15 protein-coding genes and 1 riboswitch are annotated in these 16793 nt (G+C 72.3%); of the genes, 9 read left to right on the top strand and 6 right to left on the bottom strand.

Annotated elements, in window-relative coordinates:
* Positions 1–5: 5 nt before the first annotated feature.
* The 4 genes from OG709_RS07185 to amaP are packed head-to-tail and all read left to right on the top strand — an operon-like array spanning position 6 to position 1775.
* Entirely contained in the window at positions 6–197 is a 192-nt protein-coding gene (locus OG709_RS07185; RefSeq protein WP_250303965.1) for a hypothetical protein, read from the top strand.
* A complete protein-coding gene (locus OG709_RS07190) occupies positions 194–538 on the top strand; it encodes an Asp23/Gls24 family envelope stress response protein (protein ID WP_250303963.1) in 345 nt (114 codons plus the stop codon). Before OG709_RS07185 ends, OG709_RS07190 begins: the two co-directional genes overlap by 4 nt.
* Positions 535–1191 (top strand): DUF6286 domain-containing protein, encoded by a 657-nt coding sequence (locus OG709_RS07195; RefSeq protein ID WP_250303961.1) that lies wholly within the window; start codon positions 535–537, stop codon positions 1189–1191. Before OG709_RS07190 ends, OG709_RS07195 begins: the two co-directional genes overlap by 4 nt.
* Before the next feature lie 5 nt (positions 1192–1196).
* The gene (amaP, locus tag OG709_RS07200; RefSeq protein WP_329165287.1) at positions 1197–1775 is read left to right on the top strand and encodes an alkaline shock response membrane anchor protein AmaP; all 579 of its coding nucleotides are present in this window, start codon (positions 1197–1199) and stop codon (positions 1773–1775) included.
* A 68-nt stretch (positions 1776–1843) separates the two neighbouring features.
* Here the strand turns inward: amaP and OG709_RS07205 are convergent, their stop codons facing one another.
* The 6 genes from OG709_RS07205 to OG709_RS07230 form a co-directional block, all read right to left on the bottom strand.
* A complete protein-coding gene (locus OG709_RS07205; protein ID WP_250303957.1) occupies positions 1844–2635 on the bottom strand; it encodes an enoyl-CoA hydratase/isomerase family protein in 792 nt (263 codons plus the stop codon).
* A 114-nt stretch (positions 2636–2749) separates the two neighbouring features.
* Positions 2750–2971 carry a helix-turn-helix domain-containing protein gene (locus OG709_RS07210; protein ID WP_018518904.1) on the bottom strand — a complete coding sequence of 74 codons (222 nt, stop codon included), beginning with the start codon at positions 2969–2971 and terminating at the stop codon, positions 2750–2752.
* 393 nt (positions 2972–3364) lie between these two features.
* Positions 3365–4963, bottom strand: a complete 1599-nt coding sequence (locus OG709_RS07215; protein WP_250303955.1) for an ABC-F family ATP-binding cassette domain-containing protein — start codon at positions 4961–4963, stop codon at positions 3365–3367.
* A 208-nt stretch (positions 4964–5171) separates the two neighbouring features.
* Positions 5172–6578, bottom strand: coding sequence for a hypothetical protein (locus OG709_RS07220; RefSeq protein ID WP_250303952.1), 1407 nt, complete (start codon positions 6576–6578; stop codon positions 5172–5174).
* 88 nt (positions 6579–6666) lie between these two features.
* Positions 6667–7794 carry an alpha/beta hydrolase family protein gene (locus OG709_RS07225; RefSeq protein ID WP_250303951.1) on the bottom strand — a complete coding sequence of 376 codons (1128 nt, stop codon included), beginning with the start codon at positions 7792–7794 and terminating at the stop codon, positions 6667–6669.
* Between the two features lie 89 nt (positions 7795–7883).
* A complete protein-coding gene (locus tag OG709_RS07230; protein ID WP_250303948.1) occupies positions 7884–8561 on the bottom strand; it encodes a class II aldolase/adducin family protein in 678 nt (225 codons plus the stop codon).
* Between the two features lie 162 nt (positions 8562–8723).
* On the opposite strand from OG709_RS07230, the gene OG709_RS07235 reads away from it, so the two are divergent.
* From OG709_RS07235 to cobN, 5 genes are all read left to right on the top strand, one after another.
* Positions 8724–9959, top strand: coding sequence for an inorganic phosphate transporter (locus tag OG709_RS07235; protein WP_250303947.1), 1236 nt, complete (start codon positions 8724–8726; stop codon positions 9957–9959).
* 19 nt (positions 9960–9978) lie between these two features.
* Positions 9979–10209: a hypothetical protein gene (locus OG709_RS07240; RefSeq protein WP_250303945.1), complete on the top strand. Its 231-nt coding sequence runs from the start codon at positions 9979–9981 to the stop codon at positions 10207–10209.
* Between the two features lie 140 nt (positions 10210–10349).
* Positions 10350–10488: riboswitch (cobalamin riboswitch) on the top strand.
* A gap of 116 nt (positions 10489–10604) precedes the next feature.
* Entirely contained in the window at positions 10605–11534 is a 930-nt protein-coding gene (locus OG709_RS07245; protein WP_329165292.1) for a cobalamin biosynthesis protein, read from the top strand.
* On the top strand, positions 11531–13066 hold the full coding sequence (locus OG709_RS07250; protein ID WP_329165293.1) for a cobyric acid synthase: 1536 nt from the start codon (positions 11531–11533) through the stop codon (positions 13064–13066). The genes OG709_RS07245 and OG709_RS07250 overlap by 4 nt, the downstream gene beginning before the upstream one ends.
* Positions 13063–16755: a cobaltochelatase subunit CobN gene (gene cobN, locus OG709_RS07255; RefSeq protein ID WP_329165295.1), complete on the top strand. Its 3693-nt coding sequence runs from the start codon at positions 13063–13065 to the stop codon at positions 16753–16755. The genes OG709_RS07250 and cobN overlap by 4 nt, the downstream gene beginning before the upstream one ends.
* The last annotated feature ends 38 nt before the right edge of the window (positions 16756–16793 follow it).

Raw genomic sequence — 16793 nt, forward strand, 5'->3', positions numbered from 1 at the left:
GCAGGATGAGTATGGCTGTGGTCGGCCTGTTGGTCGGTATGGCACTTGGCTTCGCCGGCTACTTCGGCGGCTTCGGAGCCTTCCTTCTGGTTGCCGCGCTCGGCGCGGTCGGATTCGTCGCGGGCAAGTTCCTCGACGGTGACCTGGAAGCAGGCGACTTCTTCCGCGGACGCGACCACGGTGACGGGCGGCGATGACCACTCAGGTCGCGCCCGCGGAGCGCGGTTCGACACGGATCGCCGACCGGGTCGTGTCGAAGATCGCCGCGCAGGCGGCCCGGGAGGCGATCGGCGAGGTACCCGAGGGCGGCGCCGCCCCGAACGCCGCGGTCACGGTGCACGAGGCCCGTGCGCGGGTACGGGTCAGTCTGGAGCTGGCCTACCCGTCAGACATCGGCGCCCAGTGCGGTGAGGTGCGCCGCCGGGTCAAGCAGCGGGTCGAGACACTGGCGGGCATGGAAGTACCCGAGGTGGCGGTACAGATCGAGCGGCTGCACTCGGAACAGACCCGTGGCGCCGATCGGGGGAGGGCCCGATGAGCGAACCCGACAACAGCACCCAGCGGCTTCCCGCCGTCGAGAAGTCGCCTTCGGCGGATCTGGAGCCGTTGTCGTCCGCCACGGCCTACCGGCCCCCGGGTTCGGGCGGCCGGGCGGGCCGTTTCTGGTCACGGCGCCGGATCCCGGCCGGACTGCTGGCACTTCTCCTGCTCGCCGCGGCCGGTGTGCTGCTCTACGACGTGTCGGCGGTACGGGCGGGACGCCCCGCGATGCACTGGCGCCGTGTGGTGGCGAACGATCTGGCGACGCGCCCCCTCGACAACATCTGGATCAAGGTCGGCGCGGGCGTCGCGATGGCGATCGGCCTGTGGCTGATCGTGCTCGCCCTCACCCCCGGACTGCGCTCGCTGCTGTCGATGCGCCGCGACAGCCCACAGGTCAAGGGCGGTCTTGAGCGGGACGCGGCGGCGCTGGTACTGCGCGACCGGGCGATGGAGGTGGCGGGTGTGCAGTCCGTACACATTCGTGTGAAGCGCTCCAGGGTCAAGGCGCGTGCGCGCTCGCACTTCCGTGAACTCGACGATGTACGGGCCGACTTGGACGCCGCGCTGGACGCGGGGATCACGGAGCTGGGGCTCGCCTCGTCGCCCGGACTCTCCGTGCGTGTCGGCCGTCCTGCCAGGAAGGGGTGACGGCGATGCTGAGGCCGGTCAACCGGGTACTGCTCTGTCTCGCCGGACTGGTGCTGCTCGCGCTCGGCGGCGCGGTGCTCGCGGCGGGGCTCAACTTCTCCGTGCCGTCCTGGTGGCCCTTCGACGGGCCCCACGACGTGCTGCTCAGCGTGGCCGACCGGGACAAGTGGCGCAAGAACGGCTGGTGGTGGCCGGTGGTCATCGCGGCGCTCGCCGTCATCGTCCTGCTCGCACTCTGGTGGCTGCTCGCCCAGCTGCGCCGTGCGCGGCTCTCCGAGGTGCTCGTGGCCAGCGGTGACGGCAACGGAGCGCGGCTCAGGGGCCGGGCCCTGGAGAACGTCCTGTCCAGTGAGGCCGAGTCACTGCGCGGCGTCGACCGGGCGACCGTCCGGCTGACGGGCCGGCGGACCGCGCCGGAGGCCCGGGTGGGTCTCGTCCTCACGGCGCACGCCCAGCCGACGGCCGCCCTGTCGCGCCTCACCACCGAGGCGCTGGAGCACGCCCGCGCATCGGCGGGCCTGGCGGAGCTGCCGGCCGAGGTCCGGCTGCGCGCGGCGAAGCACCGCGCGCAGCGGGTGGCCTGAGGGCGCTCCTCCGCCTTTCCGTCCTCCGTGGCGGAGGAGCACCTCCGTGGCGGAGGAGCGGCGCGCGGTCAGTCGGACAGGCCCGCCAGGTCACGCAGCCTGCGGCCCTGAGCGGCGCGCTCGGCGGTGCGCTGCTCCTCGTACGTACGGTCCGAGGCGCCGAACAGCAGCGCCTTCGTCTCGATCACCGCGTCCCGGGGGGCGGCGAGCAGCGCCGCGGTCAGGTCCTGGACCGCGCTCTCCAGCTCGTCGGCGGGGACGGCGATGTTGGCGAGGCCCGTGCGGACGGCCTCTTCCGCGTGGACGAAACGGCCGGTGGCGCAGATCTCCAGCGCGCGGGCATAGCCGACGAGCCCCACCAGCGGGTGTGTGCCGGTGAGGTCGGGGACGAGTCCGAGGCTGGTCTCGCGCATGGCGAACTGCACGTCCTCGGCGACGACCCGCAGGTCACAGGCGAGGGCGAGCTGGAACCCGGCGCCGATCGCATGGCCCTGTACGGCGGCGATCGTGATCAGGTCGGTGCGGCGCCACCAGGTGAACGCTTCCTGGTACTCGGCGATGGCAGCGTCGAGCGCGGCGTCATCGCCACGTGCCAGATCGAGGAAGGACGGCTCACCGTCGAAGCCCTCAGGCGTGAACGCCTGACGGTCCAGGCCGGCGGAGAAGGACTTGCCCTCACCACGCAGCACCACGACGCGGACAGTGCCCGGCAGCGACCGTCCCGCTTCTGTCAACGCCCGCCACAGAGCGGGAGACTGGGCGTTGCGCTTCGCGGGATTGGTCAGGGTCACCGTGGCGACCGCGTCCTCGACGGTGAGCCGTACGCCGTCCTTGTCGAGCACGTTGTCGAGCGAGGTCATGGGATCTCCGGTTCGGGTGCAGACAGTTAAGTGACTGCACAGTAACCACCATGTCGGCCTTTCGACCGGGCGGGTGGTCACCTTCGAGCCGGCGAACCCCGGACCGCGGGCCTGTCAGGCCGTAGCGGCCTTCTTGCCTCGCGTTGCTCCGCCGCGTCCTCGCAGCGTCACTCCGGACTCGCTGAGCATCCGGTGGACGAATCCGTAGGAGCGGCCGGTCTCTTCGGCCAGCGCCCGGATGCTCGCACCGGAGTCATATTTCTTCTTCAGGTCTGCCGCGAGCTTGTCGCGCGCGGCGCCGGTTACCCGGCTGCCCTTCTTCAGAGTCTCGGCCACCCGTGCCTCCTCAAGGAAGTGCGCTCTGGACTCTCATGATCACCCCTACACGGCTTCCTGGCCACCCATTCGGCAAGGTCTGTGGGACACGGATTTCTGTGGCACGCCTCACTGTCCCGGCCGGATTTCGTCATTCCGCCGACGGCCGGGGATACGCCAAACCCCCGCTGGGCGCGAAATGGCTGGTCAGCGGGGGTCGGTTGGCAAGAGGGCGGTACGGACCCGTGCGCCGCTCCGGGAGCGGGCGGCCAGGCGTGGGACACGCCGTGGTACGAGAGCGTCTCACCCAGATGAAGGATCACGGGTAGGCCGAATGATCCATCCGGAGTGGATCAGGTCGCAGCACGACCCTGCGGAACCGGCCAGGAACGGCCGGAACCGGCGGGGACGGGATCAGGCCAGTGCGATGAGGTCCGCGTAGTCCGGACCCCACAGGTCCTCGACACCGTCCGGCAGCAGGATGATCCGCTCGGGCTCCAGCGCCTGCACCGCGCCCTCGTCGTGGGTGACGAGGATGACCGCGCCCTTGTAGGTGCGCAGCGCGCCGAGGATCTCCTCGCGGCTGGCCAGGTCGAGGTTGTTGGTGGGCTCGTCGAGGAGCAGCACATTGGCCGAGGAGACGACGAGGGTGGCCAGGGCCAGCCGGGTCTTCTCACCACCGGAGAGCACGCCCGCCGGCTTGTCGACGTCGTCGCCGGAGAAGAGGAACGAGCCCAGCGTCTTGCGGACCTGGACCAGGTCGAGGTCGGGCGCCGACGAGCGCATGTTCTCCAGGACCGAACGGTCCGGGTCCAGGGTCTCGTGCTCCTGGGCGTAGTAGCCCATCTTCAGCCCGTGGCCCTCGATGACCTCGCCGGTGTCGGGCTTCTCGACGCCTGCGAGCAGCTTCAGCAGCGTGGTCTTGCCCGCGCCGTTGAGGCCGAGGATGACGACGCGTGAGCCCTTGTCGATCGCGAGGTCCACGTCGGTGAAGATTTCGAGCGAGCCGTACGACTTGGACAGGCCCTCCGCCATGAGCGGGGTCTTGCCGCACGGGGCGGGGTCGGGGAAGCGCAGCTTGGCCACCTTGTCGGAGACCCGTACCGCTTCGAGACCCGCGAGCAGCCGGTCGGCGCGCTTGGCCATGTTCTGCGCGGCGACGGTCTTGGTCGCCTTGGCGCGCATCTTGTCGGCCTGCGAGTTGAGGGAAGCGGCCTTCTTCTCGGCGTTCTGGCGCTCGCGCTTGCGGCGCTTCTCGTCGGCCTCGCGCTGCTGCTGGTAGAGCTTCCAGCCCATGTTGTAGACGTCGATCTGGGTGCGGTTGGCGTCCAGGTAGAAGACCTTGTTGACGACCGTCTCGACGAGCTCGGCGTCGTGGGAGATCACGATGAAGCCGCCGCGGTAGTTCTTGAGGTAGTCACGCAGCCAGACGATGGAGTCCGCGTCGAGGTGGTTCGTCGGCTCGTCGAGGAGGAGGGTGTCGGCGTCCGAGAAGAGGATCCGGGCGAGCTCGACCCGGCGGCGCTGACCGCCCGAGAGCGTGTGGAGCGGCTGGCCGAGCACCCGGTCGGGCAGTCCGAGCGCGGCGGCGATGGTGGCGGCCTCGGCCTCGGCGGCGTACCCGCCCTTGGTGAGGAACTCCGTCTCCAGGCGCTCGTACTTCTTCATCGCCTTCTCGCGGGTCGCGCCCTGGCCGTTGGCCATGCGCTCCTCGTTCTCGCGCATCTTGCGCAGCACGGAGTCGAGGTCACGGGCGGAGAGGATGCGGTCCTTGGCGAGCACGTCGAGGTCGCCGGTGCGCGGGTCCTGCGGGAGGTAGCCGACCTCACCGGAGCGGGTGATGGTGCCCCCGGCGGGGATGCCCTCGCCCGCGAGGCACTTGGTGAGGGTGGTCTTGCCGGCGCCGTTGCGGCCGACGAGGCCGATGCGGTCGCCCTTGGCGACACGGAAGGAGGCGGACTCGATGAGGACTCGGGCGCCGGCGCGCAGCTCGATGCCGGAAGCGGTGATCACGGAAAAACTCCAGGGCGGTATGGACGGCGGAAGGGCAGGCGGAGGGGTTCCTTCGACGCCGGCTAATGCACAAGGAGAAATGCCATGTGGCCCAGTCTAACGGTGCCGTGCAACCACTCTGTCGCCGCGGCCGGTTTAGACCAGCCGGTACATGGGGGGGCGGACCGGCGGCCCGGTGCGCGTACTGCCGCGCACCGGGCCGCCGGGCTCAGACGCCGCCGGTGTGCACCTGGAACGCGGCCCTGCGCACGGCCTTGGCCAGCGCGGGGTCGGGGTGCGCGGCGGCCAGGGCCACCAGCACCTGCACGGTCCGCGGATGGCCCACCGCCCGTACCTCTTCGAGCAGCGCGGGGACGGTGCCCTGCACGGCCGATTCGAGGTGCCGGACCAGCAGGGGGCTCTCGCCGTGGTCGGCCACGGCCGCCGCGGTGTCCACCCACAGCCAGGTCGCTTCCTCACGGGTGAGCGCGTCGTGGGCGTCCTCGGGGTCCGCTCCCTCGTACTCGGCCAGCCAGAGCACGGCGTACGGGCGGAGCGAGGTCTCTCCGGCCGCTCCGCGTACCGCCGCCTCCGCGGGGGCGCCGACGACGCGCAGCGCCTCGAAGGCGAGACCGCGCAGCAGCGCGTCCTCGCCACGGGCGACGCCGAGCAGTTCGGTGACGGCGCTGCCGACGGTGCGGGCGGCCAGCCAGGCGCGGTACTCGGCGCGGGCCGGGCCCGGGGTCAGCTGGGCGCAGCCACGCAGCATGTCGTCGGCGGGCTGTTCGATGTTGCCCGCCGGGCTCTGCGCCGCGACGCAGATCTGTTCCAGCTTGACCCAGACCGCCCAGTTGCCCAGCGGGGTGAGCGTCGCCTGGCCGGGTGCCAGGGTCAGTGCGCCCACGGCGGCCAGGCCCTGGAGGGCCCAGTCGAGGAGAGCGGGGAGCAGTGCGGCCGAGGACGGCGTCGCGGGCTGCTGCTGCGGGCCGTAGGGCACCTCGCAGCGTTCGTCGTGGAGCTCGGCGACCCGCTGCTGGAGCAGGTCGAGCAGGGCGGGCACGGTCACCGGGCCGGCGGAGAGCTGGAGCAGTGACAGCACCTGCGGTATGGCCTCGACGACCTCGGCCACGGCGGTCGGCGCGACGTCCGCGGCGGCCGGGTGGACGATCGACCAGGCGTCGAAGAGCGCCACCCAGCCGCGCAGCACCGCGATGTCGTCGCCGTCCCAGGCGCGCAGCCGCCAGCCGGGGCGTGCGGTGTCCCCGTGCAGTTCGACAAGTCCGGCGAGCCGGGCGCGGTCCCAGCCCGCACGTACCTCTTCAGGCGTCAGTGCCAGTGTGCGTACGGCCTGTTCGGCAGCCGGCGCGGAGAGGGCACCGGCCTGTACGAACGGGGGCTCCCCCGGCCGGTCGGAACCGAGGGCGTGGGGAAGGACGGCCCCGGCCCAGCGGGCGATCCGTACGGCGTCGGCGAGCAGTGCCCTGGCCTGGCGGGCCAGCTCCGCCGGGGCGGGAGTCCCCTCCGGCGGGCGCGGGGTGGGGCGGATTGGCCGGTTGCTCACGACACGGCGGGCCGTGACCAGAGGCCGGGGGCGGACGAGTCGGAGTCTGGAGTCGCGCGGGTTACGGGACGTCACGGGGAGCAGTCTTGCCTCTGACGGGCCGAAAGCCCAAACGGAACCCCTCGTTACAGGTTGACGGAGGGCGTACGCCGGTCTCCCGCCGCTACATCAGCGGGGTCAGGAAGCGCCGCAGGGCTTCCTCGTATCCGGCCGGGTCCGCATTCCACATGGCCCCGTGCGGGGCGTCGGCGACGGTGCGCATCTCGACCAGATCGGGCCGCATCGCGGCGAGTTCGCGGGAGCGCTGCCAGGACGCCAGCCGGTCGTCGGGGCCGTGGAAGATCAGTGTGGGCACGTGCAGGGCCCGGGGGTCGGCGGCGGACCGGAGCCGGTCGCCGTCCAGGCCGGTGCGCCCCTGGGCGGCCCGTACCGCGAGCGGCAGCAGGGCGGCCGGGGTGCGCCGGGCCGAGGCCAGCGCGCGCAGCGTGGCCTCCCAGTCGAGGACCGGGGAGTCGAGCACCAGTCCGCTGATGCGGTCGCGCAGGGCCGAGCGGGCCGCCGCGTGCAGGGCCATGGAGGCGCCGGTGGACCAGCCGTGCAGGATGACGTGCCTGGCTCCGTGGCCGACGGCGTACCGGATGGCCGCGTCGAGGTCGCGCCACTCCGTCTCGCCGAGGTGCCCGAGTCCGTCCGGGGAGGCGGGTGCGCCGGGGTCGCCCCGGTAGGAGATGTCGAGGACCGGGAACTGCAGGTGGTGCAGGAAGCCCAGCACGTTCATGGGGTGTTCCCTGGTGGCCCCGAGGCCGTGCACGGTGATCACCCAGGTGGGGCGGGGGCCCGGCACGAACCAGGCGGGTGAGGCGCCGAGTTCGCCGGGGATCTCCACGTCGGTGCAGTCGATGCCGAGGGCGGAGCGGGGGTCCCCGGCGTACACCTGCGGGGTGAGCCGCACCTTGGTTCCGGGGGCGAGCGAGCCGTGACCGATCCGCTCCAGGCGGCGGACGACGGTGTCGGCGGTGTGCGGCGCCCGGTCCAGGACGGGACCGACGACCGCCTGGACGTCCGGGCCCGCCAGGCCGTACATACCGGGGCGCAGCGAGGCCAGGCACCGGGTCAGGGTGACCTGGCCGGGCGCCGTGGCGTGCACGGAGAGCCGGGGTTCGTCGGGCAGTGGGCGGCCCCGGCGCGCCTTGAGGGCGGCGTCGCCGGCGAGCCGGCCGGCTGCGACCGCAGCCGCGCCGACGCCGATCAGGGTGGTGACGGCCGTTGCCGTCGCGGTAGCCGGGCGCACGCCTCAAGTGTCCGGCTCGGTGGGCCGGGCTGCCAGCGGGCGGGAGCAAACGGGGCCGGACCCAACGGTGGCGGGGCGGCCCCGGCCCGTCATTGCTGGCCGTAACCGCGGAGCTTCTCGCTCACGGCGGAGAGTTCGGCGGGCGACAGCAGGGTGGGGGTGCGGCCGGGCAGTGCGGACGCGGTGAGCCAGAGCCGGCACATCCACTCCAGCTGGGCGGTGCGGTCGTAGGCCTGGTCGAGGGAGGTCCCGTAGGTGACCGTGCCGTGGTTCTGCAGCAGGCAGCCGGTGCGGTCGGTGAGCGCGACGAGCATGTTCCCGGCCAGTTCGTCCGATCCGTACAGCGCGTACGGGGCGACCCGCACCGGGCCGCCCAGCGCCGCGGCCATGTAGTGGATCACCGGCAGTTCGGTCACCAGGGTGGAGACGGCCGTCGCGTGGACGGCGTGGGTGTGGACCACGGCGGTGGCTCCGGTGCCGCGGTGGATCGCGAGGTGCAGGGGCAGTTCGCTGGTCGGTTTCAGCTCGCCCAGGACCTGGCGGCCCTCCAGGTCCACGGCAACCGTGTCCTCGGGGCCGAGCCGGTCGTACGGAACCCCGCTGGGGGTGACGAGGACCAGGTCGCCGCAGCGGACCGAGACGTTGCCCGAGGTGCCGACGACCAGGCCTTCCGCCGCCGTTCTGCGGGCGGTGGCCACGACGTCGTGCCAGGCGCGGGCGACCGGGTCGTTCTCCTGCGATGGGGGGCCTGCCGTCGGGTCGGTCATCCGGCGATGATGCCAGCCGCCCGCGGACGGCGGTAGGAGCGGCGGCAAGCGGAAGGAGAGCGCCCGTTCGGAGTCACCACAGCGCCTGCCCCAGTTCACCTTCCGTTCATCCAGGTTGCCTACGTTCGTCTCGTCAATGACCTCGAACGATTGCCCAGGTAAATGGAACACTTGACCCTGCTCCTTGGGATCGTGATCATTACCGCTCTCGTGTTCGACTTCACGAACGGTTTCCACGACACGGCCAACGCGATGGCGACGACCATCTCGACCGGCGCTCTCCGGCCGAAGACCGCGGTGGCCATGTCCGCCGTACTCAACCTCGTCGGAGCATTCCTGTCCGTGGAGGTCGCCAAGACGATCTCCGGCGGGATCATCAACGAACAGGGCATCACCACAGAGGTGATCTTCGCGGCGCTCGTCGGCGCCATCCTCTGGAATCTGCTGACCTGGCTGCTCGGCCTGCCGTCCAGCTCCTCCCACGCGCTCTTCGGCGGACTCATCGGCGCCACGCTGATGTCGGTCGGCTCCTCCGGTGTCAACGGCGATGTCGTCGTCACCAAGGTGCTGCTGCCCGCGGTCGCCGCACCCGTCGTCGCCGGCATCGCCTCGGTGCTCGCCACCAAGCTGACGTACCGGATCGGCCGCCGTACGGACGAGAAGGCCACCGCCAAGGGCTACCGGGCCGGCCAGATCGCCTCCGCCGGACTGGTCTCCCTCGCCCACGGCACCAACGACGCGCAGAAGACCATGGGTGTCATCACCCTCGCCCTGGTCACCGGCAACGTCATCGCCCCGGGCTCGAACCCTCCGCTGTGGGTCATCGTCTCCGCGGGCACGGCCATCGCACTCGGTACGTACCTCGGCGGCTGGCGCATCATCCGCACCATGGGCAAGGGGCTCACCGAACTCAGGCCGCAGCAGGGCTTCGCCGCCCAGACCGGCGCCGCGACCGTGATCCTGGCCTCCTCGCACCTCGGTTTCTCCCTCTCCACCACCCAGGTCTGCTCGGGCGCCGTGCTGGGCGCGGGCGTCGGCCGCAAGGGCGGGGTGGTCCGCTGGTCCACCGCGACCCGGATGGCCGTCGCCTGGTGCCTGACGCTTCCCGCGGCGGCCGTGGTCGGCGCGGGCGCCGAGTACCTGACCCGCAACGGCCCCTGGGGCGTCGCCGCCGTGGCCGCCCTGCTGATCGCGGGCTCGGGTGTCATCTGGTCGCTCTCCCGCCGCCAGCCGGTCGACCAGCACAGCGTCACCCCCGACGAGCCCGCGGGTGTGGTGACCACCGCCATCGCGGCCGTCGCCCCTCCCCCGGCCGGACTGTCCGCCGACGAACTCAGGGCCACCATCCCCGCACCGGGGGGCGCCGCACCGGAGCCCAGCCGACCGGCCACGGTCTGAAGCAGAAGGACACCGCAGCATGAACATCGACTGGGCAGCTCTCGGCACCGTCTTCGGCGTCAGCCTCGTGGCGACCGTCGGACTCGTGGGCCTGTTCACCCTCGGCATCGTGGGCCTCGCCGGGAAGCCCGCGCAGGAGACGGGCTCCACCGGCCGGGGCCCGGCGCTCGCCGCGCGCACCGGCGCGTACGCCTGCTTCGCTCTCTGCGCGGCGGCCGTGGCGTACGGGATCTATCTGATCGTCGCCTGACCGCCCCGCACCCCCGTCCCCCGGCTCCACTCCCCGTTCCACCCGAACCGCCCTCCGACCGGCCTTCCACGGCCCGCCGGGGGGCGGTTCGTGTGGGGCTCAGCACACTGCCTCCTTGCAGGTCAAGGGGGAGTTGACGGGTGTTCGCGGGGCGTGGTGGACTGCCGGAGCCAATACGGCGGCAAAAGAGGAAGCCCGGTGCGAATCCGGCGCGGTCCCGCCACTGTCATCGGGGGTCACCCCCCGGGAGCCAGGAACTCTCACCGCCGATCACGTCGAACCAGGGCGCGGACACCCTGAGTGAGGACATATCGCCATGCGCGGCTGCCTGCTGCCCGATGCTGTGAGTACTACCGGTACGAAGGTTTTCCGAGGCGTATCGGCCTGCTGACCCGATGCGTGCCGAGCGTGTATTCGTGTACGGCGCCACCACCGGCCTCGTAGCAGACCTGATCGTCGGCGATCCGCGGCGCGGACACCCGGTGGCCGCCTTCGGACGGGCCGCGGCTGCCGTGGAGCGCCGGCTGTGGCGCGACCACCGCGGACGCGGGGCGCTGCACACCGTGGTGTGCGCCGGAGGCGTGGTGGGCGCCGCCCTGCTGGCCCGGCGTGCCGTGCGCGGCCGGGCCGCCGCGGGCATCGCCCTGACCGCCGTCACCACCTGGGCCGTCGTCGGCGGTACCTCGCTGGGCCGGGAGGCGCGGGCGGTCGGCGACGCGCTGGCCTCGGGCGAACTCGAAGCGGCCAGGGAGCGGCTGCCGCATCTGTGCGGGCGTGATCCGCAGGCGCTCGACGGACAGCAGATGGCCCGCGCGGTCGTCGAGTCCGTCGCCGAGAACACCTCCGACGCCGTGGTGGGCGCGCTGGTGTGGGGGGCGCTGGCCGGGGTGCCCGGTCTGGCCGGGTTCCGGGCGGTGAACACACTGGACGCAATGGTCGGCCACCGCTCGCCCCGGTATCTGCGGTACGGCTGGGCCTCGGCCCGGCTCGACGACGTGGCGGGCCGGCCGGGAGCCCTGCTGACCGCTGTCCTCGCGACGCTGGCCGGCCCGGACCCGCGCGGTGCCGTGCGGGCCTGGCGCGCCGACGCGGCGAAGCACCCCAGCCCCAACGCCGGTCCGGTGGAGGCCTCGTTCGCGGGGGCGCTGGGCGTACGGCTCGGTGGCACCCTCTCGTACGGCGGCCGGGTCGAGCACCGGGCCGTGCTCAACGGCGGCGGCCGGCCCGTCGGCGTGGACGACATCGAGCGCGCGGTACGGCTGTCCCGGCGGGTCTCCGTACTGGCGCTCGCGACGGCTCTCCTGGTGAGGAAGGTGCGCGGATGAGTGGCGGAGTGCTGGTCGCCGGAACCACGTCGGATGCCGGGAAGAGCGTGGTCACGGCCGGGATCTGCCGGTGGCTGGTGCGCCGGGGGGTGAAGGTCGCGCCCTTCAAGGCGCAGAACATGTCGCTGAATTCGTTCGTCACCCGCGAGGGCGCGGAGATCGGCCGGGCGCAGGCGATGCAGGCGCAGGCGGCGCGGGTGGAACCCACCGCGCTGATGAACCCGGTGCTCCTCAAGCCGGGGAGCGACCGGTCGAGCCAGGTCGTGCTGCTGGGCAGACCGGTGGGCGAGATGAGCGCCCGCGGGTTCTTCGGCGACGCGTCCGGCGGGAAATCCGCGTACGGCGGGGGGCGGGAAGCCCTGCTGGGCACCGTCACGGACTGTCTGGCACAACTTCGGGGCACGTATGACGCGGTGATCTGTGAGGGGGCCGGCAGTCCTGCCGAGATCAATCTGCGCCGGACGGACATCGTCAACATGGGCATCGCGCGGGCCGCGCGGTTCCCGGTGGTGGTGGTGGGCGACATCGACCGCGGTGGCGTCTTCGCCTCCTTCTTCGGCACGACCGCGCTGCTCAGCGCCGAGGACCAGGAGCTGATAGCCGGGTACATCGTCAACAAGTTCCGCGGCGACGTGTCCCTCCTGCGCCCCGGCATCGACATGCTGCAGGGGCTCACCGGGCGGCGTACGTACGGGGTGCTCCCGTTCGCGCACGGCCTCGGCATCGACGAGGAGGACGGGCTGCACGTCTCGATGCGGGGCGCCGTACGGGAGTCGGCCGTCGCCGAGCCGTACGGACCGGACGTCCTGCGGGTCGCCGTGTGCGCCGTACCGCTGATGTCCAACTTCACCGATGTCGACGCGCTGGCCGCCGAGCCCGGGGTCGTCGTGCGGTTCGTGGACCGGGCCGAGGAGCTCGTCGACGCGGACCTGGTGATCGTGCCGGGCACCCGTGGCACCGTGCGGGCGCTGGAGTGGCTGCGCGAGCGCGGGCTCGCGGCGGCGCTGGCCCGGCGGGCGGCGGAAGGCCGTCCCGTGCTGGGCATCTGCGGCGGTTTCCAGCTGCTCGGCGAGCACATCGAGGACGAGATCGAATCGCGCGCCGGGTCGGTGGACGGGCTCGGGCTGCTGCCCGTGCGCGTACGGTTCGCCGCCGAGAAGACCCTGGCGCGGCCCGTCGGCGAGGCCCTCGGCGAGCGCGTCGAGGGGTACGAGATCCATCACGGCGTCGCCGACGTGACCGACGGCGTCCCCTTCCTGGACGGCTGCCGGGTCGGCTCCGTCTGGGGCACCCACTGGCACGGCTCGCTGGAGAGCGACGGCTTCCGCCGCGCGTTCCTGCGCGAGGTCGCGAGCGCGGCGGGCCGCCGCTTCGTCCCGGCGCCCGACACCAGCTTCGGCATGCTCCGGGAGGAGCAGCTCGACCGGCTCGGCGACCTCATCGAAGAACACGCGGACACCGACCGGCTTCTCGCGCTCATCGAATCGGGCGCACCGTCAGGACTTCCCTTCATCGCACCTGGAGCGCCATGAGCACCGTGCTGTTGCTGTCCACCGCCGATACGGACCTGCTGGCGGCCCGAGCCTCCGACGCGCCGTACCGGACCGGGAATCCGACCCGGGTCGACGCCGCCACCGAGCTGCCCGCGCTGATCGACGGCGCCTCGGTGGCCGTCGTACGGCTGCTGGGCGGCAGACGCGCCTGGGAGGACGGTCTCGATGTGCTGCGCGCTTCGGGGATACCCACCGTGCTGCTCGGCGGCGAGTCCGTGCCGGACGCGGAGCTGATGGCCGAGTCCACCCTGCACGCGGGCGCCGTGGCCGAGGCGCTCCAGTACCTCGTCGAGGGCGGGCCGGGGAACCTCACGGAGCTGGCCACGTTCCTGACCGAGGACGTGCTGCCCGCGGCCAGCGTCCGCGCCGGGGAGGAGCGGGCCAGGCGCAGCGCCGAACCCCGGAAGATGCCGGAGTGGGGGCTGCACGGCGACCGCGCGTGGGTGGACGGCAGGCCGTCCGTCGGGGTGCTCTTCTACCGGGCGCACGAGCTGTCGGGCAACACCTCCTTCGTGGACGTGCTGTGCGACCGGATCGAGGAGCGGGGCGCCAACGCCCTCCCGGTGTACTGCGGTTCGCTGCGGAGCGCCGACGCCGGGCTGTACGAGTTGCTCGGCCGGGCCGACGCGCTGGTCGCGACCGTGCTCGCCGCAGGCGGTACCCGTGCGTCCGACGCGTCGGCGGGCGGGGACGACGAGGCCTGGGACATCGGGGCGCTGGCCGATCTGAACGTGCCGGTCCTCCAGGGGCTGTGCCTGACGTCGTCGCGCGCCGTCTGGGAGGCGTCGGACGCCGCCGTCTCCCCCATGGACGCGGCGATGCAGGTGGCGATCCCGGAGTTCGACGGCCGGCTGATCACGGTCCCGTTCTCCTTCAAGGAGCAGGGCGAGGGCGATGTGCCGGTGTACGTCGCCGACCCCGAGCGGGCCGCGCGGGTCGCCGGAATCGCCGTACGGCACGCGCAGTTGAAGCACAAGCCGAACCCGGACAAGAAGCTCGCCGTCGTCTTCACCGCGTACCCGACGAAGCACTCACGGGTCGGCAACGCGGTGGGCCTGGACACCCCCGCCTCGGCGATCCGGGTGCTCGACGCGCTGCGCGACGCCGGGTACGCGGTCGACGGTCATCCGGACAACGGCGACGAGCTGATCCACCGCCTCATCAACGCCGGTGGCCACGACGTGGAATGGCTCACCGAGGAGCAGCTGGCAGCGGCGCCCGCGCGGGTGCCGCTCGCCGACTACCGGCGGTGGTTCGACAAGCTGGAGCCCGGCATCCGCGACAGCATGCTGGAGCACTGGGGCGAGCCGCCGGGCGAGCTGTACGTCGACGGGGACGACATCGTGCTGGCGTCCCTGCAGTTCGGCAACGTGGTGGTGATGATCCAGCCGCCGCGCGGCTTCGGCGAGAACCCGATCGCGATCTACCACGACCCGGACATGCCGCCGTCGCACCACTACATGGCGGCGTACCGCTGGCTGGAGACCGCCGCTTCGGAGAGCGGCTTCGGCGCGGACGCGATCGTCCACATGGGCAAGCACGGCACCATGGAGTGGCTGCCCGGCAAGGGCCTCGGGCTCTCCGCGGAGTGCGGCCCCGACGCGGTGCTCGGCGAGCTGCCGCTGATCTACCCGTTCATCGTCAACGACCCGGGCGAGGGCACCCAGGCCAAGCGGCGGGGCCATGCGACGGTGGTGGACCATCTGGTGCCGCCGATGGCGCGCGCCGACACCTACGGGGACCTGGCCAAGCTGGAGCAGCTGCTCGACGAGTACGCGATGGTCAGCGATCTCGACCCGGCGAAGGCGCCGACCGTGCGGGCGCAGATCTGGACGCTGGTGAAGGCGGCCGAGCTCCACCACGACCTGCATCTCGACGAGCAGCCGGACGACGACGACTTCGACTCGTTCGTGATGCATGTCGACGGCTATCTCTGCGAGATCAAGGATGTGCAGATCCGCGACGGTCTGCACATCCTGGGTGGCGGTCCCGAGTCCGAGGCCCGGGTCAATCTGGTGCTGGCGGTGCTGCGGGCGTCACAGGTCTGGGGCGGTACGGCGCACGCGCTGCCGGGTCTGCGGGCGGCGCTCGCCGAGCACTTCGGGCTGGCGGAGAAGGAGCTGCTGGGCGAGCCGGGCGCCGCGGTGAAGGTGCCCGCCGAGCTGACCGCGCTGGTGGAGGGTCCGGCCAGGACCGGGGCCGACGCGATCGACCTGCTGGAGCAGGTGTGCCGACGGCTCGCCGAGGGCATGGAGGCGCGCGGCTGGGACCCGGCGGCCGTCCCGGCCCTGGTGGGCGAGGTGCTGGGCACCGGACTCCCGTCGGCCGTGGCCGTGCTGGCGTTCGCCTGCGACGAGGTGGTGCCCCGGCTGGCGCGGACGACCGACGAGATCGGCAACATCCTGCTGGCCCTGAACGGCGGCTTCGTCCCGGCCGGTCCGTCCGGATCGCCGACCCGCGGTCTGGTCAACGTGCTGCCGACCGGCCGCAACTTCTACTCCGTCGACCCGAAGGCGATCCCGTCCAGGCTGTCCTGGGACGTCGGGCAGGCGCTGGCGGACTCGCTGATCGCCCGCTACCTCCAGGACACCGGCGACTACCCGAAGTCGGTGGGCCTGACGGTCTGGGGCACGTCGGCGATGCGCACCCAGGGCGACGACATCGCCGAGATCCTGGCGCTGCTGGGCTGCCGTCCGGTCTGGGACGACGCGTCGCGCCGGGTGACCGGGTTCGAGATCGTGCCCGCCGAGGAGCTGGGGCGGCCCCGGATCGATGTCACGGTCCGGATCTCCGGGTTCTTCCGGGACGCGTTCCCCCATGTGGTGGGGCTGATCGACGACGCGGTACGCGCGGTGGCGGAGCTGGACGAACCGGCCGGGGCCAACTACGTACGGGCGCACGCGGACGAGGACACCGCCGAACACGGCGACCGGCGGCGGGCCACGGCCCGCATCTTCGGCTCGAAGCCGGGCGCGTACGGAGCGGGGCTGCTGCCGCTGATCGACGCCCGCAACTGGCGGTCCGACGCGGACCTGGCCGAGGTGTACGCGGTCTGGGGCGGTTACGCGTACGGGCGCGGGCTCGACGGGCGGGCGGCGCGCGGGGACATGGAGACGGCGTTCCGGCGGATCGCGGTGGCGGCGAAAAATGTCGACACCCGTGAGCACGACCTGATGGACGCCGACGACTACTTCCAGTACCACGGCGGCATGGTGGCCATGGTCCGGCATCTGACCGGCGAGAGCCCCGAGGCGTACGTCGGCGACAGCGCCACGCCGGACCAGGTGAAGACGCGGACCCTCGGCGAGGAGACGCACCGGGTCTTCCGCGCGCGGGTGGTGAACCCGCGCTGGATGGCGGCCATGCGGCGGCACGGCTACAAGGGCGCCTTCGAGATGGCCGCGACCGTGGACTACCTCTTCGGGTACGACGCCACGGCGGGGGTCGTCGACGACTGGATGTACGAGAAGCTGTCGGCCGAGTACGTGTTCGACCCGGAGAACCGGGAGTTCATGCAGAAGTCCAACCCCTGGGCGCTGCGCGGGATTTCGGAGCGGTTGCTGGAGGCGGCCGAGCGCGGGCTGTGGGCGGAGCCGGACGCCGGGACGCTGGAGCGGCTGCGGGCGACGTACCTGGAGCTCGAAGGCGATCTGGAGGGGGACGAGTGAGCGGGCGTCGCGTGGCGCCCGCGGCGGGCGTTCTCTCC

The sequence above is a fragment of the Streptomyces sp. NBC_01267 genome, from assembly GCF_036241575.1.
Taxonomy (GTDB): domain Bacteria; phylum Actinomycetota; class Actinomycetes; order Streptomycetales; family Streptomycetaceae; genus Streptomyces.